Below are 22,933 nucleotides of genomic sequence, written 5' to 3'. Positions count from 1 at the left end.
CTGCATACGTTGAAGTGCAGTGTTCGCTCGCTACGTGTATCGCTCTTCCCTATTTTTTATTGGCGTATGAACTGGTTTTAGGGTGAATGGTATGGGAACGGGAGGGTGGCCAAACTGTCCGTAATTGGGTGACCCATTTTATGTTCGATCAAGGCAATGGACTGCTGAGATAAGAGTGGTACGCATGGAAGCTTTTTTATCATCATCAATTTGTAAAGCCAGCTTTTATACTTGGCGAGTATCGGGGATGTCAGTTACCATTTAGGTTTTATGGTAAGTGAAGAAAAACGCGTATGACTGAACTATATCACTGGTTCGATTTGTTGGGTGTTATGGTCTTTGCAATTTCTGGTACCCTTCTGGCCCATCGAAAACATATGGATGGGTTTGGTGTGGTTGTGCTTGCAACAGTAACAGGTATCGGGGGAGGCACAATACGGGATGTTATACTTGATACTCCGGTGTTTTGGCTTCACGATAGTAGCTATTTTATTGCTATTTTTTGTGCCGTTATTTTATGTATCTGGTGGACTAATAGACAAAAAACGGTGCCTAAGCAGCAACTATTGACCGCAGATGCGTTTGGATTGGCGTTTTTTGCGGTGATGGGGATGCAAAAGGCAATGAGTTTGGGTATGCCTGATACCACGGTAATTATTATGGGAGTGTTAACAGGATGCTTTGGTGGCGTTGTTAGGGACGTATTGGCAGACGAAATGCCGATGCTGCTGAAAGGTGAGCTTTATGCCATCACTTGTATCATCGGGGGGATTGTGTATACGCAATTGACGCATTTGGGTGTATTACTGGAAACCACCATGGTAGTGTCTATGTTGACGATTTTATTGTTACGTCTTGCTGCGATTCGTTGGCACTTGGTGTTACATGTATTTAAATACAAGTCTTGAGTATCAAAGTATTCATTTATATTTCTTGTTGTAATTTTCCCAGAGATTAACTTAGAAAAGTAATGTGTGAGACAACGGATGTCACTAGCTAAAACTTATACTCGAGCACAAGTGGGCGTCAATGCACCACTGGTTACTGTGGAAGTTCACTTAAGTAATGGCTTACCTGCATTTAATATTGTTGGTTTGCCAGAAGCTTCGGTGAAAGAGTCAAAAGAGCGTGTGCGTTGTGCATTAACGCATTGTCACTTTTTATTTCCTGAGCAACGAATTACCGTTAATCTTGCCCCTGCTGATTTGCCCAAGCAAGGTGGGCGGTATGATTTGGCTATTGCGATTGGTATTTTATTGGCTTCAGGTCAGCTTCAAAATACTCAAATACATGAGTACGAATTTTATGGCGAGTTAGCTTTGACAGGAGAGGTACGTGAGGTAACCGCGGTTATCCCCGCATTGATTGCTGCAGCAAAAGCGCAGCGTTGTTGTTTTATACCTTTGTCGAATAAAGAGATGGCGAGCTTAGTCACTTATGGCACACGTAAATCGGCAGGTAGTTTGCGAGATGTATGGATGGATTTAGGGGGACAACAAACATTGTCTTTTGATGAAGCCATGACGTGCCCTGATGAAGACCAATTCAATATGTCTATTGATATGAATGAAGTGAAAGGTCAGGTAGTTGCGAAACGAGTGCTTGAAATTGCAGCGGCAGGAGCACATAACGTTTTGTTTTTAGGCCCTCCAGGTACTGGAAAGTCGATGTTAGCCCAGCGGATGTCAACCATTATGCCACCCATGCAAATAGAGCAAGCATTAGAAACTGCGTCGGTTTATTCATTGATTGGTAAAAGTATAGACCCCAAAAAGTGGCGTCAAAGGCCCTTTCGTTCACCTCATCATACTTGTTCTGCTGTGGCATTAGTTGGAGGCTCTTCAACACCTAAGCCAGGGGAAATATCGCTGGCTCACAATGGGATTCTATTCCTTGATGAATTACCTGAGTATGAAAGAAAAGTATTAGACTCTTTACGAGAGCCGATGGAAACGGGCATGGTAAATATCTCGCGTGCAGCGCAACAGGTGGACTTCCCTGCGCGATTTCAGCTTATAGCAGCACTTAATCCCAGTCCTACGGGATGCCATCATGATAAGCGCTCAACACCAGATCAAGTGTTGCGCTACTTAAGTAAAATATCAGGGCCATTTGTTGATCGTATCGATCTGCAAATTGAGTTGCCAAGGCTCAGTACGTCAGAGTTGCAGTCAAAAGGTGAGGTAGAGGATAGTGCATGTATTCGTGCGCGTGTTGTGCGGGCGCGTTCAGCCGCCATTGAACGCCAAGGAAAAGAAAATGCCATGCTTTCTACTAAAGAGCTTGAGAAGTACTGTGCATTGTCGGACAGGGTGAGTGAGTACTTGGCAAAAGCGACAGAAAAGCTGCAGTTATCGCCTCGCTCATACCATCGAGTAGTTAAGGTAGCGAGAACGATCGCTGATCTAAATATGCATGATGTGATCACGTTATCAGATTTGAAAGAAGCACTCAGTTATCGCGCTTTTGAACGCTTACTTTCTCAATTGACACGTTAAGTAGACAGCATATAGCCTTTACCGCGGACGGTAACAATGCGTTTTTGGTCTTTTTCATCACCGAGCTTTTTACGTAATCTGCCTATTAATACATCAACGGTGCGATCACTTGGGCTCCAATCTGGTTGTCCAATGTCCTCAGAGATTTTTGCCCGTGAAGTGGCTTTACCTGCATTGGCAATGAGGCAAATTAGCACTTTATGCTCAGCTTCAGTGAGCCTTGCTTCATCTCCGTTCGGGTTGATTAAGGTGCGGTTATCAGGGTGAAGTTTAAAGTCTGCATATTCAATAAACTCTTCTGATTCATCTTCATTGCGCGCGCCAGCTAAGCGCTTATACAGAGCACGCATGCGTAATTCTAACTCTAATAAATCGACTGGTTTACAAACGTAGTCATCTGCCCCTTGCGCTAATCCTGCGATCCGGTCTGCTTGAGAATCACGGCTTGATAACATGATCACACCAAGATCAGTCAATGTGTTGAGTTCTTTTGCCAGCTGCAGGCCGTCAGTGGCTGGTAGAACAATGTCAATGATAGCCATCATAAAAGGAGTGCCCGTTTGGGATTGCTCCTGCACATGCTCTAGTGTCCGAGCACCGGTATTATCAACGGTGATTTGAAACTCCGTTTGTGCAAAGTGACTTTCGACTCTTTTAGCCAGTAACTCATCGTCTTCGACTAATAATACGTTTATGCTCATGGTCTCGAAACTTATTCAATAATTAATCTTTATCTTAGCACCGAGAATTCTCGGCTGAGAACCCTAAGTTATCTATTTTTATATAAAAACTCTAATGAAAAGCGACAGTAATTAGTACGCTATTTAGTCACTTTTTAAAAATAATGAAATAGTTCTAGCTTTTTATTACTTGCACATAAAAAAATAGCAGCACTAAAGTGCTGCTACAAGGTTTTATTTACCGTACATATGTTGCCACCATTGTGGCTCATCTTTTAGGTGTTTATCGAAGTAGGCCAGCATAGTATCCCACCACTGAAAACGACGGTCTCTTGCGAAAATTTGGTGATCCGCACCTTTATATTCGATCAATTCAACATCTTGATTAAGCATTTTTAGCGCCGTGTACATAATGTGGCTTTCACCGACAGGAACGTTCACATCTGCATCACCATGCACCAGTAGTAATGGTGTTTTGACCTTGTCTGCATTGAATACAGGACTTTGTTGACTATAAAGGTTGCTATTGTTCCAAGGGTAGCTGTGTTTTGATGCCTCTGCTGAGTAGAGGTAACCCCACCACCCGTGGCCCCAATAGGAAGTTAAGTTCGAGATACCGGCATGAGAAATGGATGCGCTGAATAGGTCTGTTTTAGTCGCTAAAGTCATGGTCATAAAGCCACCGTATGATGCGCCTAAGTTACCCAAACGTTTTTTATCGACAAACTGATAAGCGTCTAAGAATGCATTGGTGCCTTCGATAATATCGTCTGCTGCGCGGTTACCCCAATCGTTCACATGTTTTGCTGAGAACTCCTGACCAAAACCTGTGGCACCAGAAGGTTGTAATACATAGACAACATAGCCATTTGTTGCCCAGAAATTAAAAGGATAGCGACCTGTAAAGCCTCTAGAAACTGGCGATGTACCACCATAATAGTAAATCAACGCAGGGTGCTTTTTATTTTTGTCTAAGCCATGAGGAACATACACTCGGCCTTTGATCTCAGTACCGACAGAGTTCGTAAAGTTGAACTCCTCAAGTGTGGCTATTTCGGCATTCTTGTAAGCAATTGGTTGAGAATCCCAGATTGTGCTGGCTTTGTTACTTTTGACACTAAGCTTTATCAGTTTGTTTGGTGTTGAAGCGGTTGTACCAGTGGCAAGCACCACGGGACTGCGCTTGTCAGCAACGCTGTATTTATCAACGACATCCAATTTTGTTTTTAACGATTTGAATTTATTTTTACTTTCGTCAAAGAAGTACAGTTTTTTTCGGTCTTCATCAGTAACACTGAGTACTAAATCACCGTTGTTAAGCACTTGGAAAGAGTCAATTGAAGGATCAAATTGCTTGCTGAGCGCTTTGATATCGCCGCCTTGTGTATTCATCCAGAACAGCTGTGTATCATAGTTGTTTGCCAGTACGCCTTCTTTTAATGAGCGCCCTAAACCATTACCAAACTCTGCACCTGCCGTAACGTAGATCCCATCTTTGCCGTAACGTGCATCATTGAATGTACCATATTGACCCAGTACTTTACTGCTGTTGTTCGTTAGATCGAATTCAACAAGCTCTCTCACACCATGGTATGGTGCAGCATAGTTTTGCGGAGAGCGGGTTGCCAAAATACGGTTATTTTTTGCATCAAAATCTTCTAGCGAGTGGCTTAAGTTGTGCTCAGTTACTGCTTGAATAAGGCCTGTGCTGATATCCATCAAATAAACTTGGCTGATGTTGCGAGCGTAAGACCAGCGGTCTTCTAGACCTTTATAGTGTTTTACGATTTTGTCGCCTTTAGGGGCTGTTTTAGTCCAAGTGAAGATTAATGTGTTGTCATTAAAATATTGAAATCCGCTTGCGCCAGCTAAATCTTCTGCAATAACGGTTTCTTTCAAAGATTTAATATCAAGCGTTTTAAGCTGATTGTTTTGTACAAAGACCACAGTTTTAGAGTCGCCTCTCCAATTAACAGCACTTGCATTGACGCCACTGAGACGATAGACGACGTCACCGTTTTCATTGTATAAGGCAGTGTCGCGCAGGGCTGAGTTGCCCTTGTTGTCTTGATAGTGTTGCTCGGTCGCCACGTAGTAATCTGCGTTTGGAGACAAGGAGATAGCGCTGATAGTAGGTGAATCAAAAAGCTGTTTCGCTGATAACGCTTTGGTACTTTTTTTGGTAAATGTCAATTGATCATGTTCTGCTTTACCAGTGAAGTCGACAGTTACTTTTTTCCAATCACCGACTTGCTCTGCAATAACGAGTAATTGATGATCACCCGTGACTGCATTGATTTGATAGGTGTCTTTTCCTTCAAGCAACTGGCCATTTAGAAATACATGAGCTTTCTCGATACCATTGAGTTTTAGTTTCCCCTGTACAAAGCGACCAGTAGAAAACTCTAACTTAAGTGCCTGTAAACCACCCATTGTTAAAGCATTCACATCAGCAAGGGATTGCCATTTTATGCGCTCACCAAACACGTTTAATGAGTCAGTGTCACTAGTGAGTTTGCTTGCTAGATTTTCTACAATCGCTGCTTGATGACCAGTATGGTGTGGCTTAGTTTGAATATTCTGGCCGATAGGGCCAATGAACTGTATATGCTGAGAATCGATTGGCGCTGCGCTGAGTTGCGTAGCTATTGCGGAAAATAGTAAAGTGACCGCTGACTTAAATTTCATAGTATGCGCCTATTGTAGGTAAATAATTTGCGTTAATATAACATATTCATAAAGATTACTATGGGCTGTGCGATTAAGTGCTGTACAGCTAAAATTTAAATAAATGGTTGTTACATGAGGAGTAGACCTTGTTTTTGTTAATTAGCTACATGTTATTAGCTATCGCGATTTCTTTTTTGTGCTCGGTGATGGAGGCTGTATTACTGAGTATTACGCCTAGCCATGTTGGGATGATGAAGCAACAAAACCCAACTTTGGCATCGAGAGTGCAAAAGTTGAAAGACAATATTGATAAACCTCTCGCAGCTATTTTAACGCTAAATACTGTGGCACATACCGCTGGCGCCGCAGGTGTCGGTGCACAAGCTGCGGTTGTTTTTGGTGATGCTGCAGTGGGAGTAGCATCTGCCGTGATGACACTGCTGGTATTAGTATTGTCTGAAATTATTCCAAAAACACTAGGTGCAACTTATTGGCGTGCACTGACCCCAAGCGTCAGCTTTGCATTGGTATGGATGGTACGTCTGCTCAAACCATTTGTCTGGATGTCTGATCAACTGACAAAGATCATTGGCAAAAAGGGGGATGAGTCAGTGTATATTCGTCAAGAAATTGAAGCAATGGCTGAAATGGGTTCTCAAGCCGGTGCATTGCAGGCAGAAGAGTCAGCGACTATTCGCAGTTTATTGCAGTTTAGGCATGCGAAACTAGAAAACCTGATGACCCCAAGAACGGTGCTTTTTAAAATACACAAAGACATGGCGGTGCATGATTACCTTGCCGATCATGGTTCTGTGTCATTTTCCAGAGTATTAGTATTCGATCAAAATAGTGATGATATTGTTGGCTTTGTGCACAAAAATGACATTATGTTGGCTTACCATCGCCTTGGCGAAGACTATAAAATCAGTAAGCTGATGAAGCCGTTATATACGGTACCTGAGACATTGGCTGCGCCAACCTTATTTCAAACATTGCTAGAAAAACGCATTCATATTGCGCTGGTTGTAGATGAATATGGTGATATCCAAGGTATTGTTACCCTTGAAGATTTATTAGAGTCTTTGATGGGCATGGACATTGTTGATGAACGCGAGCAAACCAGTGATATGCAGGCAGCCGCAAAGCAAAAATGGCAGCAACGCGTAGATAACCACAGTCATCTTATCGTCACAGAAAATGAACCTGAAGAGCAGGAAAAAAAGTAACTGTTGAAACAGTGTAGTGCGTTAGTTTCTATGGGTTAGAGTTTATCATTCTCTGCCATGAATGGATCCAACGCACGAACTCATGTAGGGCTTTTGGTCGACTGATCAAATAGCCTTGCATGAGTAAACTGAATTTATATCGCTCTAGATATTGTAATTCTTCAATTCGCTCAATGCCTTCCGCAACGATATCCAGTTGCTCATTTTGCGCAATGTCTATTAAGCTATCTACTAAAACCTGTGAAAAACGGTCGGACTCGATATAAGTTATCAGTGAACGGTCAATTTTGATTTCAGTAAAGGGCAGTGTTTTAAGTTGATGAATATTGGTAAATCCGGTGCCAAAATCATCCAATGCTAGGTCAAAGCCACGCAAGCGCAAGCGATTAATGGTCTCGAGTTGCAAGCTAGTGACAATAGGTTGGTTTTCGGTAATCTCGACAATGACTTCTTGTGGCTTTAAGCGGTTAAGCTCTAATATTAAGGCGAGCTTGTCTGGGCAGCTAGTATCATTAAGTTGTATGGGTGAAAGGTTGAATGCCAGCTTAAAGGGGTAGTTTAATTCATTCCTGATCAGTTGGAACTCAGTGGCGGCTTTTTCAAATAGCTGAAAAGTGAGTAAATTGACTAAATCAAGGTCTTCGGCAACGCCAATAAAGCGCTTTGGCAGCATCACTTGGCCTTGATCTTTGGATACGATGCGTGCAAGTACTTCGATACTTTTGATTTGCTTGGTACCACGGTGCACTTTAGGTTGATAAAAAGGAGTGATCTCATGTTGGCTGATGGCTTCTAGCAGCTTATCTTCTGAGATGGGTTGCTCGTATTCTTCCTCTGTGCCAACAAAGCTGTCGAGTTTTTTTAAATTCCTTTCAACATCAAGTAGCTGTACAGGTTTGGCAATATTTCCAATTAAGTGAGTACAGTGCTGTCTTGCTAAATTTGCAGCGAGATCTATGATGCGATTTTCCATTTCCGAAATTATGATGATCCCACCTGGGTAATGGATTTCGCCCAAATGACGAATAAACTCCATTCCATCCATTTCAGGCATATTAAGGTCGGTAAAAATGGCATCAAAAGGGTGAGGGGACTGGCGTATTTTTTCTAATGCTTTTACAGCGCTATCGACGACAGTAATATGTTCGACATCGAGCTCAGAGAGGATAGCTTGCATCACGACAAGAATTGCTTGGGAGTCATCTACAACAAGTATACGTCGGCTACGATTGTTCATAATTTCCTGTCCCTAGGGCTGAATTGTATTATTGCTCGTTAGGCTTAAAAACCTACAAGCTTTGCTGATTTCAAATTATGACCAAAGTATTTCAAACTGATCATAAAGTGTGTCTCTAAACAACTCCATAAGCGTAGTACAACTTAGTAATAATTCACCCAATGTCTCTTCAATAGATACTGAGAATTGGTGATAATAATAGAAATTTCGTAATTGCAGTGAACATGATGACAAGAATTGAACTTCCCATTGGTGGCATGATGGTTTCCGTCATGATAAATCAGCAAAAAGTTGTGCAGGTTTATAAAGAGCAACAATCTGTGCCCATAGAGACACATAGTGAACATCAGTTGTTGATTGAATTAGATGATCACCAACTACAGCTGGATACCTCCGAACTCCATACAAATGCGCTTGCTGTCTCCGTTGATCAATCGCCATGGCAATGGATTGAAGTCCCTGCTGCTGAAGGTAAGCGACGAGGCAGTTGGTTAGGCTTGGCTGCTTTGGGTATTAAGCTGTTTAAAAGTGCAAAGGTAATAAAAGCTGCGTTAATCGGCGCCTCGGTGGCGGGCTATGCATGGCTCTTCTCATGGCAGTTTGCTTTGATGATAGTGGTTTGTCTGGTAGTTCACGAATATGGTCATGTGCGAGCAATGAAGTATTTTGGACTAAAAACCAAAGGGTTTTATCTGATCCCATTTGTTGGGGGGCTCGCTATGAGTGAAGACAAGATGACGACGCGCTGGCAGGATGTGATTATTTCTTTGATGGGGCCGGCATTTGGCTTGTTTACATCGGTGTTAGGAGTCGTTTTATATTATGCCACAGGCGCTGAAATTTTCGCTGGAGTGGCTGTGTTAAGTGCATTATTAAACCTCTTTAACTTGTTGCCTATTTTGCCATTAGATGGAGGGCATGTGTTAAAGAGTATTAGTTTTTCTATGCGTTCTTGGGTCGGGCTTATGGCCTGTTTAGGCGGACTCGCATTAGGGCTATGGGTAAGCTATGAATTTGGCTTAATGTTACTCGCATTTTTTATTTTCATCGGTAGCGTTGAGATTTTATTAGAGTGGCGTGGCAGGCATCAAACGCATTTGTTACCGTTAGATCGGTATGGTCAGATTGTTTCGGCGGCACTATATGTGCTAGTTGCTGTCGGGCATATTGCTGTGATGTGGCACTTTGCAGACTCAGACAATGTCATCCTGAGTCTGCCTGTGAAGGTGTTATCCAGCTAAATAAAGGTTAAAATTGTCGCAATGACAATGCCTGTTACCACTAACTGTAGCAGGCAAAACCCCATGATATCTCGTGCTTTAAGGCCTGCGATGGCAAGTACAGGCAACGCCCAGAACGGCTGAATTAAATTAGTCCAAGCATCTCCCCATGCGACGGCCATCGCAACACGTGCAATATCTGCCTCTAACGCTTGCGCAGCAGGGAGCACGATAGGTGCCTGCACCGCCCATTGGCCACCGCCAGAGGGGACAAAAATATTGACTAAGCCTGCACTTAAAAAACTCCAAAAAGGTAAGCTTTGTGCGCTACTGATGGAGACAAACCCTGCTGAGATTTGCTCTGCAAGGCCCGTTTGCACCATGATAGCCATGATACCTGCATAGAATGGGAATTGGATCACAATACCAGCTCCTCCCTTAATCGCTTCATGCAGTGAACTGAGTATATGTGTAGCGGAGCCATGTAAAAGGATGGCTAAAAATAAAAACAATGCGATGATGACATTGAGGTTGAGTCCGCCATTTTCAACGATGAAGTAATAACCTAAATAGCCACACCCGATGAGCCCGATTAGCCTACCAAGTATAGGGCTGTGCTCTAAGCGTTCTGCGGGTGTAAGCGTGTGCTTCGGTGCTGTTTCATGTGTGCTTTTTAACTTGCTTTTATCGACGACTACTTGCTCATTTTCTGGTGGCAACATGGCACGGTTCAAAAGTGGTAAGATCACCATCATCACAGCGAGTAAGGTTAGATTAAAATAGGAAAAAATAGTCTGCTCAGTGGTGATGATGCCAATTTGGGACGCAGCAAAGTGTCCCTCTGAAGCAATGGTGAGAGGCACTGAACCTGCTAGCCCGCCATGCCAAACTATAAAGCCGGAATAGGCACTAGCAATGAGTACGCGATAATCAACTTTAATCTGGCGAGCTAGTGCTTTTGCAAATAAAGCACCGACGACTAACCCAAAGCCCCAGTTCAGCCAACTTGCGAGCATGGAGATCAGTGTAACGAGCAAGATGGCTTGGCTGGGTGACTTTGCGAACTTTGCAAGCCGAGTTAGTAATTTTCCGCATACAGGCGTATTTGCCAGCATAAACCCAGCGATCAATACTAATAACATTTGCATGGCGAAGGTCAGTAAATTCCACAGCCCAGCCCCCCAAATTTGAATTGTTTCAATTGGCGTGGTGGGTGTGAAAAGAGTTGCCATAAACATCACAAACAAGGTGAGTATAATGACAAAAACAAAGGGATCTGGTAGGTATCGTTCTACCGCACTACTGAGAGGTCGGGTGATTCTATTTAGCATGTTAAAGTCCTGTTTTTATTATTTCGACTCGCATGACACATTGCATCATCACTAAGTGAAGATAAATTGGCGTGCTAAGCTAAGATGGTCATATTGAGTAATATAACTAACGAAATCACTAATAGTTAGTGCTTTAGACTAAATATAGCTGAATAGATTTATTTGGTTTTTATTAAGTCATTGATATAATTGTAATTAAAGATTTGGCATACATTGTGATTAAAATAATACGTAGTGAATGAAGCAAGGAGCTTCTGTACACTCTGTCACAATTTGATGTTTTTGGAATAAACATACAACAAAGAGAGGTATTTATGGCAGGACAAGGTTCTGGCGGTAATGTTATCGCGGCGATATGTAATATATTTTTTCCTGGTTTGGGTCAATTAGTTCAGGGCCGTATATTGGCTGCGATTATTTTTGCAATTATAACAGTGGGCGGTTATGCACTTTGGTTTTTAGTTGTGCCGGCAATTATTGCAGCCATTGTTCACCTTTGGGCAATTATTGACGCCGCAAAATACTCTCCAAGAGATTAGCTTTGATAGCAGCTTTATCGAAACAACCTGCTCAGTTGTATTCACAGAATTATACCACTGAGCTTGACATGTTTGTCATCAACTAGGCGCCTCGTTTGTGGTATATAGCTTTTTTTACTTTAAGCGTATTTTGATCAGTTCCTGTTTAAGTCTATTTACAAATCAGAGAGTTTAACTTGCCTTGAATGTTGTTTCACAATACACATTGAAATACCATACGGCTGGATTTGAATAAACAGGAAATTTCAATGCAGTCTACAATTGAAAAACAGGTCATGATGACTAAAAAGCTCGTATTAACCGCTGCAGTTGCGTTATCTCTTAGTGCATGTGGCGGTGGTTCAGGGGGATCAAATGACCCTTCTCCGACAGTAACATCACAAACAATTACTTATCAGGCATTACCCACGTTTGTTGACGTTAATGAAGGCCAGCAAGTTCGTTTATCGCTTAATACCAAGGGAAGCGGTGCATCAGATTTAAAGTTTGATTGGCAGGTCAGTTTCGATAATCAACCTTTAACCATCACAGGTCAAGGTTCTGATTCTATTTCTTTCACAGCTCCTGAAGTAGACGGTCGTCGCACAGTTCAGGTTAGAGTGTCATTGTCGGAAGATAGCGCTGCTAATACATTCGGCTTTCAAGACCAGTTCTTAACGGTCAATGTTGCCGATTTAACACCTTCTGAACCGACTATCACCCCAGACAATGAGCTGGGCAGTGAAGTAACAGAAATTGATATGACAGGGGTTACGGCTGGGAGCACGTGGATAGAGACACAAAACACATATACCAAAGAAGCTCAGCTAGATAACACACATATAGCTGTGAATAGTCAGCTCACGCGTTCACTTATAGTGGAATCTGTTGATCAAAATAATCAGACGATTAAAACAGATTACTGCGGTTTTAAGGATGTTACTTCTGTTGATTTAACGTCAGTATTTGCCAGTGCAAGTTGTGCCTCAGATAATAGAACACGACAGTTTTTCCAAAAAGAAGGCAGCTTCTCGGTTGTTGAAAAGTGTGATGATACTGTTATTGGACAAAGCACATTTAAACAAAAAAGTGCAGAGTCGATCACTAATTTTGGTAACTTAACAATCAATTTTGATAACTACCCTAAGCTCGAGAATAGTGCATGTGGTGTGGTCCTCTCATCAGAAATTGAGTCAATTAACCAGGATAATGAAGTACTGGCCACTGCTGAGGTGACTGCATTTCGTCTAATTACTGAATACGAAGGTAATGACTTTGAGGTGTTGTTTAGCTTTGAGGGGACGACTGATGACTTCCTTGTTTCAATAGGTGGTATTATTGGCGCTCAAAATAAAGCTATTATTCAATCAGGTAGCTATGCAGAGCTTAACGGTGAGGACTCTCGCGGCATGTTAACATTAGACTTTGGTAATACCCCATTGAATTTTAAAGGCACTTTCGATTTAACTATACCAAGGGCGATGGCTGTTGATGAACAGCTAGAAGGTGAATTTGAGCTGGTACTTGAATAAGTATGTCATAGACACCGCGAAGGGAGTTATTGATAATTCCATTCAGCTGTAATACTTAGGGTTGCAAATAGCTAATTTGCAACCCTATTTTTTTATAAGGTATTAAAGAATCAGCCAGTAGAGCCAAAGACTCATAGTCAGTGGGCTGAGTAAGGTGGACATGACTACGCTACTAGCAAGTGTTGCTTGTGCACATTTTTGCTGTCTAGCAACCAGGTAAGCATTTACACCGAGTGGGGATGCGGCCATTAAGGTCAGTACTGATGTATGTTCAGTAGGTAGCCCTAAGGAAGACGCAAACCCCCAGACCATTGAAGGCAATAGCATGAGTTTAACTGCGCTGAGTAGGAGTGCACTTTGCCATGCTTGTTTTAATGAATATTGTACCAAGCTGATCCCTAACACAAAAAGCGCACCGGCTATAGCTGGTTTTGCCAACCAATCTAATCCAGAGAGCAGTAAGGTAGGAATCGGTAATTCAAGTGTATTCAGCAACAGTCCGAGGCTAATACTCAATACAATTGGGTTGATAAATAAGGGTTTAAATGTGCTTACTAGGGATTGTTCTAGTGTACTTGAAAATAAAAAGCTCAGCGCAAATAACATGGCACTGTGGAAAGTGATGATCATAAACACCATAGCACCTGCATCAGTGCCCAGCGCTGCAATAATTACGGGTAAACCAACCAGTACAGTATTTGAGTAGGTGCCGCTTAATCCCCACATGGCAGCTTCATTCAAGGCATGCCTATGCATCATCCATTTTGTTAACAATACCAAGAAGTAACAGGTCGATACAGGGAGGTAAAAAGCTAACAATAGCTTTGCTGAAGCCACTTTTGATAAGTCTGCACGGTACATGTTTAAAAATAAAAAAACAGGGATCGCCAGATAGAATATAAAGCGTCTGAGGCCTTCAAGCTGGTTGGAGGCAATAAAACCGGTTTTACCGCATACAAACCCCGCAAGGACTAAAAATATTAGGGGGAATAGAATTTCAACAGGGGTCATAGCAAAACGGTGCGAGTGAATTAAAGGTGCATTATACGAGCATGAAGGATTTTTTCATGTCTTTATTACGGACTTTTTAGTGTGCTATTCCCTTGCCCATTTGACGTTATTACGGGATATAATAGAAAACTGTCCAGTGTGAGTATGAGTAGTATGGAATATCAGTTTATTAGAGATCCAATCACAGGTTATCGGGTACGAATGTCACAGGAGCATTCGTTAGTTGGGCGTTGGCTAAATGAAGAACTGGCGATTGCAGATGTCAATTCGTTCGTTGTAAAGATGAAAAATATCAGCAGTAGTCAGGATGAGATCCGCATTGAAGGAAAAGAAGTCCGTTTGATTTTGTCTAAAGACGAAGCCTTGTTTGAAGCACATACCTTGTATCAAAATGATGTAGACTTATCTCGGTATGAAGATGACTTTTTAGAGCTAGATGAAGATGGACTGGTCGCTGGGTGTGGCTTTGAAGATTTTCAGGCCCTGATGCTTGATTGGCAAGCGTTTACACAGGGCCGCAGGTAATTGATTAAACAGTAGCGTTTTGCGGTGGTGCACCATATAAACGCTCAGCTCGCTGAAACAATACCCAAGATGTTAAAATGTACTTGTCATTAGACAAAGGCATATTGCCTCTGTGGGTATGGGTGAAGTAACTTGGTGCAATGACCATGCTGCCTTGTTTCGGAGCCAACTTTCTGTTTTGATAGAAAAACTCAGTTTCTCCCCCTTCTTCCACATCATTGAGATAAAACATAAATAACAGTACGCGATGTAGTGCTTCATTGTGATGGAGCTGCGGGTAGACTTCACTGTGCCAATATGGGTAACCACCTTTGTTCACGGGGTATTTCTGTGCTTGAATGGGACCTAACCTGAATAATTGTTGTGTGAGAACCGGTAGCTGGGGTCTGCCTACTTCTTCGAAGTTTTCTACTGTTAAATTAACAGGTTTGCCCGTTTGCGGATGATAGACATTTAATCCAAATGCACCGAGCATCATAAAAAAGTGTTCTTCAATGTACTCAAATAAATACTTTGAAGTGGCTTGCTCTATTTCACGTAGTTGACTTTGATATTCAGGATGGTTATTAAGATATAAATCTTGGCTGATTTTTTTGCTTAAATCGACACCCCCTGAAGTTTGCCCTTGAGCTAAATGTGGACTTTTATCAAAGGTTTGCATAAATTTGTTGCAAAACTCTGCACTGAGTGCATTGTCATAAACGCGAATAAAATCAGTCATCTTATCCCTCAAAGGTTATTAGAATTATTATGCTTACAGAAAAAATCAAGCCTCGCTTCAGTGAAACCGATGTGCTTGGCCATATAAACAATACCGTACTCCCAGTTTGGTTTGAAGCCGCAAGAGTGCCTATTTTCAAAATTTTTACACCTGATTTAAATCCACATAACTGGAAACTGATTGTCGCTAAGGTAGAAGTGGTCTTTAAAGGGGAGCTTTTTTATGGTCAAGAAGTGGAAGTAAAAACCATGATTGAAAAGCTGGGAAATAGCTCTTTTGTGATTTTACAGCAAGCTTGGCAGCACGGTGAATGCTGCGCTGAAGGGCGTACAGTCATGGTGCGTTATGATTTTGCAAGCAAGTCATCTCAGCTTTTGAGTGATGCTGAGCGCGAGGCATTGTCAGCGTATCTTTTATAAAGTGGTCGTGTGGCGCTGCGTACACAGCGCCATTTAATAGGGGTTATTTGGTGGTAATTTGTGTTTTAAATTGATGCCCCAGTGCTGCAGAAATACAGGGAAGCACATCGTATTGGTAGCTCGATAAAGTATTGGCATCATCCAATTTGGTGATTTGCAATATCTCATAATCATTTAACTCTATGATACGTGTCCCAGGTGCATGCTCACAGCGCGAACGCGAGTCTGCTTCATATTCATAAATAAAATGCGCCAATATGCGTTTTAAATGGGTTTCGTATTTAACGGTGTTTTCACTAACGGTAGAGATCCTCACTTTAAACGCTTCAAAGTCGGGATCTTCCTCAACGTGCTCTGCGGGCTCAACTTTTAAGAGATTAACTTCATCGGTCAGTGGGGTTTCATTATTTGACACTGCAACAGTAACTGGTTGGTTGCTAATGATCTCAAACCACCCCCTGAGAAATTGATTTACACCACCAGACAAACCTGTGTGCGACAATAGATTAGCGACTTGTATAAGGATAAATAAGCTAAAAATGAAACGAAGTACCCCCGTGGTCACTGGGAATTTGTAATCTGCAGGTTGCCAAATACGGTGCAAGCCAAATGGCCTGAGTAAGATGAGCGCCAATAAATATAAAGGCTGAATGATTTGCAATAGTAGCAGTAAGACGATGGTGGTGAGAAAAAACCAAGTCGGCAAAGAGAGCAATACACTGAGGTTGTGACTGTAGGGCAGGGGATCTGAGCTGACGCCCGTAATGTCATTGATCATGCCCGCCGCTTGAACCAGTGCATAATTGGCAATAAAGGCATAAAAGAGCAGTATTATCGCCTTTCCAGGTAAACTCTCCCAAAATACCAGAAACTTTGGCCAAAACTCGTAGATCATGGCACATAATACTAGTACAGCCACTAAATTGAACCACCCTGTGTTGTCGTTATTGGCGACAATAATCGTGTAAATACTGATAAAAAGAGCTGAGAAATAGAGTCTTTGTGGTGTATTGAGCGAATGCCAAAAACGCTCAAATGGGGCGCTGATCTTGGTTGCTGTTTGTTTAACTGTGATCCATGCGGGGTGGTTCATTGTTCTTTTAATTCCCTACTGTTTAAACGCAGTTGCAGTGGTGTTTGTATTACCACTGCAACTTGATAGTTATAACATAGGGTTAAGGTAACGACCAGTATGTGATTGTGGGTGCTGCGCGACGTCTTCAGGTGTGCCTGATACTAAAATTTGTCCCCCACCTGAACCACCTTCAGGGCCAAGGTCGACGATCCAGTCTGCGGTTTTGATCACATCTAAGTTATGCTCGATCACGACCACGGTATTGCCATGATCACGTAAGCGGTGCAGGACGACTAATAACTGTTGAATGTCATGGAAGTGCAAACCAGTGGTCGGCTCATCAAGTATATATAAAGTCTTACCAGTATCTCGCTTCGAAAGCTCTCTTGCTAACTTAACTCGCTGAGCTTCACCACCTGAGAGCGTTGTAGCCGCTTGACCAAGTCGGATATATGACAAGCCAACATCCATCAATGTTTGCAGCTTACGTTTAATCGCTGGGATTTTATCAAAGAACTCGCGTGCATCTTCCACGGTCATCTCAAGTACTTCGTGAATGTTTTTACCCTTGTAGAGGACTTCAAGCGTTTCTCGATTGTAGCGCTTACCCGTACATACATCACAGGGGACGTACACGTCAGGTAGAAAGTGCATTTCGACTTTTAATACGCCATCACCCTGACAAGCTTCACAGCGGCCGCCTTTCACATTAAAGCTAAAGCGCCCGACTTTGTAACCGCGAGAGCGCGCCTCTTGCGTGCCAGCAAAGAGCTCTCGGATTGCGGTGAAAATCCCAGTATACGTAGCAGGGTTAGAGCGCGGTGTACGGCCAATAGGGCTTTGGTCTATATCGATGACTTTATCAAAATGGTCAAGACCCTGTATATCTTTATGTGGTGCCGGCTCTGACACTGTCGCACCGTTTAGCGCACGATGTGCAAGCTTGTATAACGTGTCATTGATAAGCGTTGATTTACCTGAACCCGATACGCCAGTCACGCAGGTCATTAAACCAAATGGGATCTTTAAATCGACATTTTTTAGGTTGTTACCTGTGGCACCAAACAACTCTAGCCATTTATCGTTTGGCTGGTGTCGCTCTTGTGGCACGACAATTTGCTTTGTGCCAGCGAGGTATTGACCTGTTAATGAGTCTTTATTTGCAACAATGTCATCACGAGAACCTTCAGCCACTACGTGTCCACCATGCACTCCGGCGCCTGGACCGATATCGATAATGTGGTCAGCTGCGCGGATGGCATCTTCGTCATGTTCAACCACGATAACGGTGTTACCTAAATCGCGAAGATGCGTTAGTGTGCTCAGTAGTCTGTCATTATCTCTTTGGTGTAAACCAATTGAAGGTTCGTCAAGCACGTACATAACACCGACTAGGCCGGCGCCAATTTGGCTTGCCAACCGGATCCTTTGCGCCTCACCGCCCGACAAGGTGTCTGCACTGCGTTCAAGAGAGAGGTAATTGAGGCCAACGTTAATTAAAAATGACAGTCTGTCGCGGATCTCTTTGAGTACTTTTTCAGCTATTTGTGCTTTTTGACCTGATAAGGTCAAACTCTCAAAGAACTGACATGCTTCGCCAATACTCATGGTGGTCACAACAGGCAAATTGGTATCACCAATAAACACATGCCTTGCTTCTTCTCTGAGTCGTGAGCCATTACAGCTAGGGCAGGCTTGGCTGGTTTGATATTTAGCGAGTTCCTCACGAACCGAGGTGGACTCAGTTTCGTGATAACGACGGTTCATATTATTTAAAACGCCTTCAAACTCATGATTACGGGTGATTAAGTCACCGCGATCATTGCGGTAACTAAAAGCGATTTTAGTTTTACCAGAGCCTTCCAATACTACTTTTTGCGCCGATGCAGGCAGCTCACCAAAAGGAATGTCTAAATCGAAGCCATAATGCTGTGCCACTGAAGTCAGCATTTGAAAATAATAAAAGCTACGCTTGTCCCAGCCTTTGATAGCGCCGCCTGCAAGGCTAAGTTCTGGGTTTTGTACCACACGGTTTGGGTCAAAGTACTGCCTGACACCTAAGCCATCACAGCTTTGACAGGCTCCAGCTGGGTTATTGAACGAGAATAGGCGAGGCTCTAGTTCCGTCATAGCATAACCACAGGTTGGGCAAGCAAAGTTGGCCGAGAAGATTAGATCTTCAGCGTCTGGATCATCCATGCTGGCGATTTGTGCAATGCCATCAGCCAGCTCAAGCGCTGTTTCAAAGGACTCTGCTAAACGTTGTTGTAGACCTTCTTTTACTTTAAAGCGATCAACAACGACTTCAATGGTGTGCTTTTTATGTAATTCCAATGTAGGGGGATCAGAAAGATCACAGACCTCTCCATCAATTCGTGCGCGGATAAAGCCTTGGCTTGCAAGTTGCTCCAGCAGTTTAACATGCTCACCTTTACGGTTTTTCACCACCGGTGCGAGTAACATGAGTTTGCTGCCTTCAGGTTGAGCGAGCGCGGTATCCACCATCTGACTGACTGTTTGCGCTTTTAATGGCAAGTCATGTGTTGGACAGCGGGGTTCACCTACACGAGCAAATAAAAGTCGCAGATAGTCGTAGATCTCGGTAATAGTACCTACGGTTGAACGAGGGTTGTGCGAAGTAGACTTTTGTTCAATTGATATGGCGGGAGACAGCCCCTCAATATGATCCACATCTGGTTTTTCCATCAGAGATAGAAATTGTCTTGCGTAAGCTGAAAGAGACTCGACATAACGTCTTTGACCTTCTGCATATAATGTATCGAATGCAAGAGATGATTTACCGGAACCTGATAGCCCAGTAATAACAATTAACTTGTCTCTTGGGATAGTTAAAGAGATGTCTTTGAGGTTGTGCGTGCGCGCACCTCTTACTTCTATTTTATCCATAGTGGCCTTATGTGGATCTTATATGCTTGCAACCATTACTCGTCACGAATAAAGCAGTACTTTGCACCACTTCTCTCCCGTGTATGTTGATCAGAGATATCTAACACATTTTCAATATAATCTAGGCGATCACGTTAAAGGTCTGCAAACCAAATTATGGGTAGCTGTATACACATACAGTATACTAAAAGCTGTGGTTATTCCACCTTTCATACGCGGTAGGTCATGTGCTAGCTCACTTACTAAGAGCGATTACATTATTGACGGAACAAGCGCGCATGGTAGCGTATCCCACAGACAAAATTAAGCTTTTGTAAAAATAAACAACTAAACTTAATTTTTACTGTCGGCAACAGAGTGGTACATGTGCGATTTTTGCTTTTGAGTCTTTTTTTTCTGCCACCTTTATGGGCCTGTGAAATGACGGTTCGTTTTGAAAATTACGCCGCGCAGTCACGTTTGGACGAAGGTAAAGGGTGGCATGGTATGGATGTTGATTTCGCCAAAGCGTTATTGGATGAAGCTGGGTGCAGCTATAACTTTGTTAGCATTCCATGGGGCCGTTCATTAAAAATGTTGGAGGCAGGCACTATTGATTTAGTGCTCAGCGTGACACGGACTCAAGAGCGCACAGACTTTGCATACTTTGTTGGTCCACAACGTATGGAAACAATTGTTTTTGCGATGAATGCTGAGCGCTTGTTTGAAGTGAATACCATGAATGATTTGTTTTCCCTGCCCGTACCTGTTGCTATACAGCAAGGGGCATTTTATGGGCGCATTTTTACTGAACGCTACAGCAAACGGTTGGGTGATGAGACCCAATTTATTTTTGTGCCTGACAATCAAACCAAGCTTAGCTTGCTCAAACACGGCCGCATTGCGGGCTTTTTAGAAGAAAAGTTTAATATTATTTTTCAGTCAACAAATCACCCAGATTTCATGACAATCAAAATTGCACCGCTGGTGGTCAATCAATCACCAGTCTATTTTGCTTTTAGTAAAAAAAGTGTCTCAGATAAGCAACTAGAACGCTTAGTCAGCGCGTATAACAGACTTAATAAAACTGGGCATTTTAGTGAAATATTAAAAAAATATCAGTTAGACTGAGTTTTTGCTAAACTAGCCCGCGATTTTTTACTGTTTGACTTTACGTTACTTTATGTCCAATCAATCTTTAAACCAAATTGAAAAACGCGCCGCTTTTTCACTAGCGGGAGTCTTTGCTTTTCGCATGCTTGGCTTATTTATGCTGATGCCTGTGTTGGCTATTTATAGTGATTCGTTCGAAGATGTATCGCCGCTTTGGATTGGTTTGGCCATTGGTGCGTATGGTCTGACCCAAGCGTTGCTGCAGATCCCAATGGGATGGCTATCAGACAAATTCGGTCGTAAACCAATTATTATTGGAGGATTAGTGGTGTTTGCAATCGGTTCTGTTATTGCGGCTACTGCGGATTCTATTTACTGGGTGACCGCCGGTCGAGCATTGCAAGGCATGGGCGCGATTGCCAGTGCACTGTTGGCGTTGGCATCTGATTTGAGCCGTGATGAACAGCGGCCTAAAGTGATGGCTGTGATCGGCATGTGCATCGGGCTGAGTTTCGCTGTGGCGATGTTAGTGGGGCCTATGGTAGCAGCATCATTTGGTATTGCTGGCGTGTTTTGGTTAACGGCAATTTTGGCTTTGGTGGGCATTGCAATCGTGTTATTTGTGGTGCCAAATGCAGTTCATAAAGCACCGAAGGGTGATACCGTTGCATCGTTAGGGGATATTAAAAACTTAATCAAACACCCCCAATTACTGCGACTGGATATTGGCGTGTTACTGCTTCATTTAACACTGACAACCTTGTTTGTTGTTTTACCTGCGAAGCTGATCAATGAAGGGCTAGAGGCGCAATCTCATTGGCAAATTTATATACCAGTTCTGATCCTCGCTTTTGTATTGATGGCACCCATGATGATTGTGGCAATTAAGAAGCAAAAAGAGAAGCAAGTATTTTTGGCTGCGATTGCCATATTAAGTATCAGTACGTTTTTATTGATTTGGTTATCAGGTAGCTTATGGGGGATCGCTTTGTCGATGACCTTGTATTTTATTGCATTTAATTTCTTAGAAGCGACCATGCCAGCTTTAGTGTCTCGAATATCTCCGGCAACCCAAAAAGGGTCTGCCATGGGGGTATTTTCATCGGGACAATTCTTAGGAGCATTTTTAGGGGGCGTGCTTGGTGGATATTTGGCACAACATTACGAAACGCAAACTGTATTTGCTGCGGCGGCAGGAATTGGGGTAATATGGCTGGCTATTGCATGGCGCATGCAAGTCCCTCCACGTAGTAAAGCGTTAAGCTTTGTAACGGAACTCGATAAACCCCAGCATGCACAAACACTTGCTGATAAACTGGTTGCATTACCAGGCGTGCTAGAGGCGACTGTAGTCAGTGAAGAAAATCGCGCTTATTTAAAAGTGGATGAAAGTAAATTTGATTTAAACCAAGCTAAGCAAATTTTATATTCTTCATAAAGAGGAATCGGTTGTGATGAGAAGTCGAATTCGACGTGCAATCAGTATACAATCGATATGTAGAATGAAACTAAGCAATGCTTGTAATTGTGTGAGGAGAGGGTGCCATGGCACGCGGTGTGAATAAAGTAATCTTGGTGGGTAACTTAGGCCAAGATCCTGAAGTTCGATATATGCCCAACGGTAACGGTGTGGCTAATATCAGTATTGCAACTACTGATAGTTGGAAAGATAAAAACACAGGTCAGTTGCAAGAGCGCACTGAATGGCACAGAGTTGTGTTATTCGGTAAGTTAGCTGAAGTGGCTGGTGAATACCTACGTAAGGGTTCACAGGTTTATATTGAAGGCCGTTTGCAGACGCGTAAGTGGACAGATCAAAGCGGTCAAGACAAGTACACAACTGAAATAGTTGTAGACATGGGTGGCCAAATGCAAATGCTAGGTGGCCGTAATGAGCAGGGCGGTCAATACCAGTCAGGCGGTAACCAAGGTGGTTATGCTCAGCAGCAAGGCGGTTTTGCTCCACAGCAAAATAACCAACAGCAATATGGTCAGCCAGCAGCACAGCAAGGCGGTTTTGCACCACAGCAACAAGCGCCACAACAAAGTGCACCGCAGCCACAAAATAATAACTTTGGCGGACAAGCACAAAGCGCTCCTGCACAAGGCGGTCAGTCTCAAGGCGGCCAGTCTCAAGGTGGTTTTGCACCACAGCAGCAAGGTAGTGCTTCTAACCCGATGGAGCCCCCCATTGACTTTGATGACGATATTCCGTTTTGATCAAAGATAAACATCAAGTTGTTTAAAATTAAAAAGCCGCTTTCTAGCGGC

19 protein-coding genes are annotated in these 22,933 nt (G+C 42.9%); 11 read left to right on the top strand and 8 right to left on the bottom strand.

Features of this window, described 5'->3' with window-relative positions; all coding sequences use genetic code 11:
• Positions 1 to 293 precede the first annotated feature (293 nt).
• Both S4054249_RS19245 and S4054249_RS19240 read left to right on the top strand, forming a co-directional pair.
• The gene (locus tag S4054249_RS19245; RefSeq protein WP_046355824.1) at positions 294 to 908 is read left to right on the top strand and encodes a trimeric intracellular cation channel family protein; all 615 of its coding nucleotides are present in this window, start codon (positions 294 to 296) and stop codon (positions 906 to 908) included.
• A 78-nt stretch (positions 909 to 986) separates the two neighbouring features.
• The gene (locus tag S4054249_RS19240; RefSeq protein ID WP_046355823.1) at positions 987 to 2,498 is read left to right on the top strand and encodes a YifB family Mg chelatase-like AAA ATPase; all 1,512 of its coding nucleotides are present in this window, start codon (positions 987 to 989) and stop codon (positions 2,496 to 2,498) included.
• On the opposite strand, the gene S4054249_RS19235 is transcribed toward S4054249_RS19240, so the two are convergent.
• Both S4054249_RS19235 and S4054249_RS19230 read right to left on the bottom strand, forming a co-directional pair.
• Positions 2,495 to 3,199, bottom strand: a complete 705-nt coding sequence (locus tag S4054249_RS19235; RefSeq protein WP_046355822.1) for a response regulator transcription factor — start codon at positions 3,197 to 3,199, stop codon at positions 2,495 to 2,497. The genes S4054249_RS19240 and S4054249_RS19235 overlap by 4 nt on opposite strands.
• A 213-nt stretch (positions 3,200 to 3,412) precedes the next feature.
• On the bottom strand, positions 3,413 to 5,866 hold the full coding sequence (locus S4054249_RS19230) for an alpha/beta hydrolase family protein (RefSeq protein ID WP_046355821.1): 2,454 nt from the start codon (positions 5,864 to 5,866) through the stop codon (positions 3,413 to 3,415).
• Positions 5,867 to 5,994: 128 nt separating this feature from the next.
• Here S4054249_RS19230 and S4054249_RS19225 point away from each other — a divergent pair, with 128 nt between their 5' ends.
• Positions 5,995 to 7,074: a CNNM domain-containing protein gene (locus S4054249_RS19225; RefSeq protein WP_046355820.1), complete on the top strand. Its 1,080-nt coding sequence runs from the start codon at positions 5,995 to 5,997 to the stop codon at positions 7,072 to 7,074.
• A 28-nt stretch (positions 7,075 to 7,102) separates the two neighbouring features.
• Here the strand turns inward: S4054249_RS19225 and S4054249_RS19220 are convergent, their stop codons facing one another.
• Positions 7,103 to 8,311: an EAL domain-containing response regulator gene (locus S4054249_RS19220; RefSeq protein WP_046355819.1), complete on the bottom strand. Its 1,209-nt coding sequence runs from the start codon at positions 8,309 to 8,311 to the stop codon at positions 7,103 to 7,105.
• Positions 8,312 to 8,538: 227 nt separating this feature from the next.
• Between S4054249_RS19220 and S4054249_RS19215 the strand changes: the two genes are divergently transcribed.
• Positions 8,539 to 9,552 (top strand): site-2 protease family protein, encoded by a 1,014-nt coding sequence (locus tag S4054249_RS19215; RefSeq protein WP_046355875.1) that lies wholly within the window; start codon positions 8,539 to 8,541, stop codon positions 9,550 to 9,552.
• Here the strand turns inward: S4054249_RS19215 and S4054249_RS19210 are convergent.
• A complete protein-coding gene (locus S4054249_RS19210) occupies positions 9,549 to 10,862 on the bottom strand; it encodes a short-chain fatty acid transporter (protein WP_046355818.1) in 1,314 nt (437 codons plus the stop codon). The genes S4054249_RS19215 and S4054249_RS19210 overlap by 4 nt on opposite strands.
• Before the next feature lie 314 nt (positions 10,863 to 11,176).
• Here S4054249_RS19210 and S4054249_RS19205 point away from each other — a divergent pair, with 314 nt between their 5' ends.
• Complete coding sequence (locus S4054249_RS19205; protein WP_046355817.1) at positions 11,177 to 11,401, top strand: hypothetical protein; 225 nt, start codon at positions 11,177 to 11,179, stop codon at positions 11,399 to 11,401.
• Between the two features lie 248 nt (positions 11,402 to 11,649).
• Complete coding sequence (locus tag S4054249_RS19200) at positions 11,650 to 12,912, top strand: hypothetical protein (protein WP_046355816.1); 1,263 nt, start codon at positions 11,650 to 11,652, stop codon at positions 12,910 to 12,912.
• A 102-nt stretch (positions 12,913 to 13,014) separates the two neighbouring features.
• Here S4054249_RS19200 and S4054249_RS19195 read toward each other — a convergent pair whose 3' ends face one another.
• The gene (locus S4054249_RS19195; RefSeq protein WP_046355815.1) at positions 13,015 to 13,923 is read right to left on the bottom strand and encodes an AEC family transporter; all 909 of its coding nucleotides are present in this window, start codon (positions 13,921 to 13,923) and stop codon (positions 13,015 to 13,017) included.
• Positions 13,924 to 14,067: 144 nt separating this feature from the next.
• On the opposite strand from S4054249_RS19195, the gene S4054249_RS19190 reads away from it, so the two are divergent.
• A complete protein-coding gene (locus S4054249_RS19190) occupies positions 14,068 to 14,448 on the top strand; it encodes a YacL family protein (RefSeq protein ID WP_343223838.1) in 381 nt (126 codons plus the stop codon).
• Between the two features lie 4 nt (positions 14,449 to 14,452).
• Here the strand turns inward: S4054249_RS19190 and S4054249_RS19185 are convergent, their stop codons facing one another.
• Entirely contained in the window at positions 14,453 to 15,169 is a 717-nt protein-coding gene (locus S4054249_RS19185; protein ID WP_046355813.1) for a 2OG-Fe(II) oxygenase, read from the bottom strand.
• A gap of 29 nt (positions 15,170 to 15,198) precedes the next feature.
• Between S4054249_RS19185 and S4054249_RS19180 the strand changes: the two genes are divergently transcribed.
• Entirely contained in the window at positions 15,199 to 15,588 is a 390-nt protein-coding gene (locus S4054249_RS19180) for an acyl-CoA thioesterase (RefSeq protein WP_046355812.1), read from the top strand.
• A 43-nt stretch (positions 15,589 to 15,631) separates the two neighbouring features.
• On the opposite strand, the gene S4054249_RS19175 is transcribed toward S4054249_RS19180, so the two are convergent.
• Positions 15,632 to 16,681, bottom strand: a complete 1,050-nt coding sequence (locus S4054249_RS19175; RefSeq protein WP_046355811.1) for a hypothetical protein — start codon at positions 16,679 to 16,681, stop codon at positions 15,632 to 15,634.
• A 69-nt stretch (positions 16,682 to 16,750) separates the two neighbouring features.
• Positions 16,751 to 19,570 carry an excinuclease ABC subunit UvrA gene (uvrA, locus tag S4054249_RS19170; protein ID WP_046355810.1) on the bottom strand — a complete coding sequence of 940 codons (2,820 nt, stop codon included), beginning with the start codon at positions 19,568 to 19,570 and terminating at the stop codon, positions 16,751 to 16,753.
• Between the two features lie 420 nt (positions 19,571 to 19,990).
• Between uvrA and S4054249_RS19165 the strand changes: the two genes are divergently transcribed.
• From S4054249_RS19165 to ssb, 3 genes are all read left to right on the top strand, one after another.
• The gene (locus S4054249_RS19165; protein WP_046355809.1) at positions 19,991 to 20,680 is read left to right on the top strand and encodes a substrate-binding periplasmic protein; all 690 of its coding nucleotides are present in this window, start codon (positions 19,991 to 19,993) and stop codon (positions 20,678 to 20,680) included.
• A 52-nt stretch (positions 20,681 to 20,732) separates the two neighbouring features.
• The gene (locus S4054249_RS19160; RefSeq protein ID WP_046355808.1) at positions 20,733 to 22,100 is read left to right on the top strand and encodes an MFS transporter; all 1,368 of its coding nucleotides are present in this window, start codon (positions 20,733 to 20,735) and stop codon (positions 22,098 to 22,100) included.
• Between the two features lie 107 nt (positions 22,101 to 22,207).
• The gene (gene ssb / locus S4054249_RS19155) at positions 22,208 to 22,882 is read left to right on the top strand and encodes a single-stranded DNA-binding protein (protein WP_046355807.1); all 675 of its coding nucleotides are present in this window, start codon (positions 22,208 to 22,210) and stop codon (positions 22,880 to 22,882) included.
• The last annotated feature ends 51 nt before the right edge of the window (positions 22,883 to 22,933 follow it).

Source organism: Pseudoalteromonas luteoviolacea (assembly GCF_001750165.1).
GTDB classification, from domain to species: domain Bacteria; phylum Pseudomonadota; class Gammaproteobacteria; order Enterobacterales; family Alteromonadaceae; genus Pseudoalteromonas; species Pseudoalteromonas luteoviolacea_G.
Note: the sequence above shows the minus strand (reverse complement) of the source record. Positions and strands in the feature narration are given on the sequence as shown.

Excerpts from the sequence above, each read along its gene's own strand:
- S4054249_RS19245 (WP_046355824.1), top strand. The coding sequence starts at position 294 with ATGACTGAACTATATCACTGGTTCGATTTGTTGGGTGTTATGGTCTTT.
- S4054249_RS19240 (WP_046355823.1), top strand. The coding sequence starts at position 987 with ATGTCACTAGCTAAAACTTATACTCGAGCACAAGTGGGCGTCAATGCA.
- S4054249_RS19235 (WP_046355822.1), bottom strand. The coding sequence starts at position 3,199 with ATGAGCATAAACGTATTATTAGTCGAAGACGATGAGTTACTGGCTAAA.
- S4054249_RS19230 (WP_046355821.1), bottom strand. The coding sequence starts at position 5,866 with ATGAAATTTAAGTCAGCGGTCACTTTACTATTTTCCGCAATAGCTACG.
- S4054249_RS19220 (WP_046355819.1), bottom strand. The coding sequence starts at position 8,311 with ATGAACAATCGTAGCCGACGTATACTTGTTGTAGATGACTCCCAAGCA.
- S4054249_RS19215 (WP_046355875.1), top strand. The coding sequence starts at position 8,539 with ATGACAAGAATTGAACTTCCCATTGGTGGCATGATGGTTTCCGTCATG.
- S4054249_RS19210 (WP_046355818.1), bottom strand. The coding sequence starts at position 10,862 with ATGCTAAATAGAATCACCCGACCTCTCAGTAGTGCGGTAGAACGATAC.
- S4054249_RS19205 (WP_046355817.1), top strand. The coding sequence starts at position 11,177 with ATGGCAGGACAAGGTTCTGGCGGTAATGTTATCGCGGCGATATGTAAT.
- S4054249_RS19200 (WP_046355816.1), top strand. The coding sequence starts at position 11,650 with ATGCAGTCTACAATTGAAAAACAGGTCATGATGACTAAAAAGCTCGTA.
- S4054249_RS19195 (WP_046355815.1), bottom strand. The coding sequence starts at position 13,923 with ATGACCCCTGTTGAAATTCTATTCCCCCTAATATTTTTAGTCCTTGCG.
- S4054249_RS19190 (WP_343223838.1), top strand. The coding sequence starts at position 14,068 with ATGAGTAGTATGGAATATCAGTTTATTAGAGATCCAATCACAGGTTAT.
- S4054249_RS19185 (WP_046355813.1), bottom strand. The coding sequence starts at position 15,169 with ATGACTGATTTTATTCGCGTTTATGACAATGCACTCAGTGCAGAGTTT.
- S4054249_RS19180 (WP_046355812.1), top strand. The coding sequence starts at position 15,199 with ATGCTTACAGAAAAAATCAAGCCTCGCTTCAGTGAAACCGATGTGCTT.
- S4054249_RS19175 (WP_046355811.1), bottom strand. The coding sequence starts at position 16,681 with ATGAACCACCCCGCATGGATCACAGTTAAACAAACAGCAACCAAGATC.
- uvrA (WP_046355810.1), bottom strand. The coding sequence starts at position 19,570 with ATGGATAAAATAGAAGTAAGAGGTGCGCGCACGCACAACCTCAAAGAC.
- S4054249_RS19165 (WP_046355809.1), top strand. The coding sequence starts at position 19,991 with ATGACGGTTCGTTTTGAAAATTACGCCGCGCAGTCACGTTTGGACGAA.
- S4054249_RS19160 (WP_046355808.1), top strand. The coding sequence starts at position 20,733 with ATGTCCAATCAATCTTTAAACCAAATTGAAAAACGCGCCGCTTTTTCA.
- ssb (WP_046355807.1), top strand. The coding sequence starts at position 22,208 with ATGGCACGCGGTGTGAATAAAGTAATCTTGGTGGGTAACTTAGGCCAA.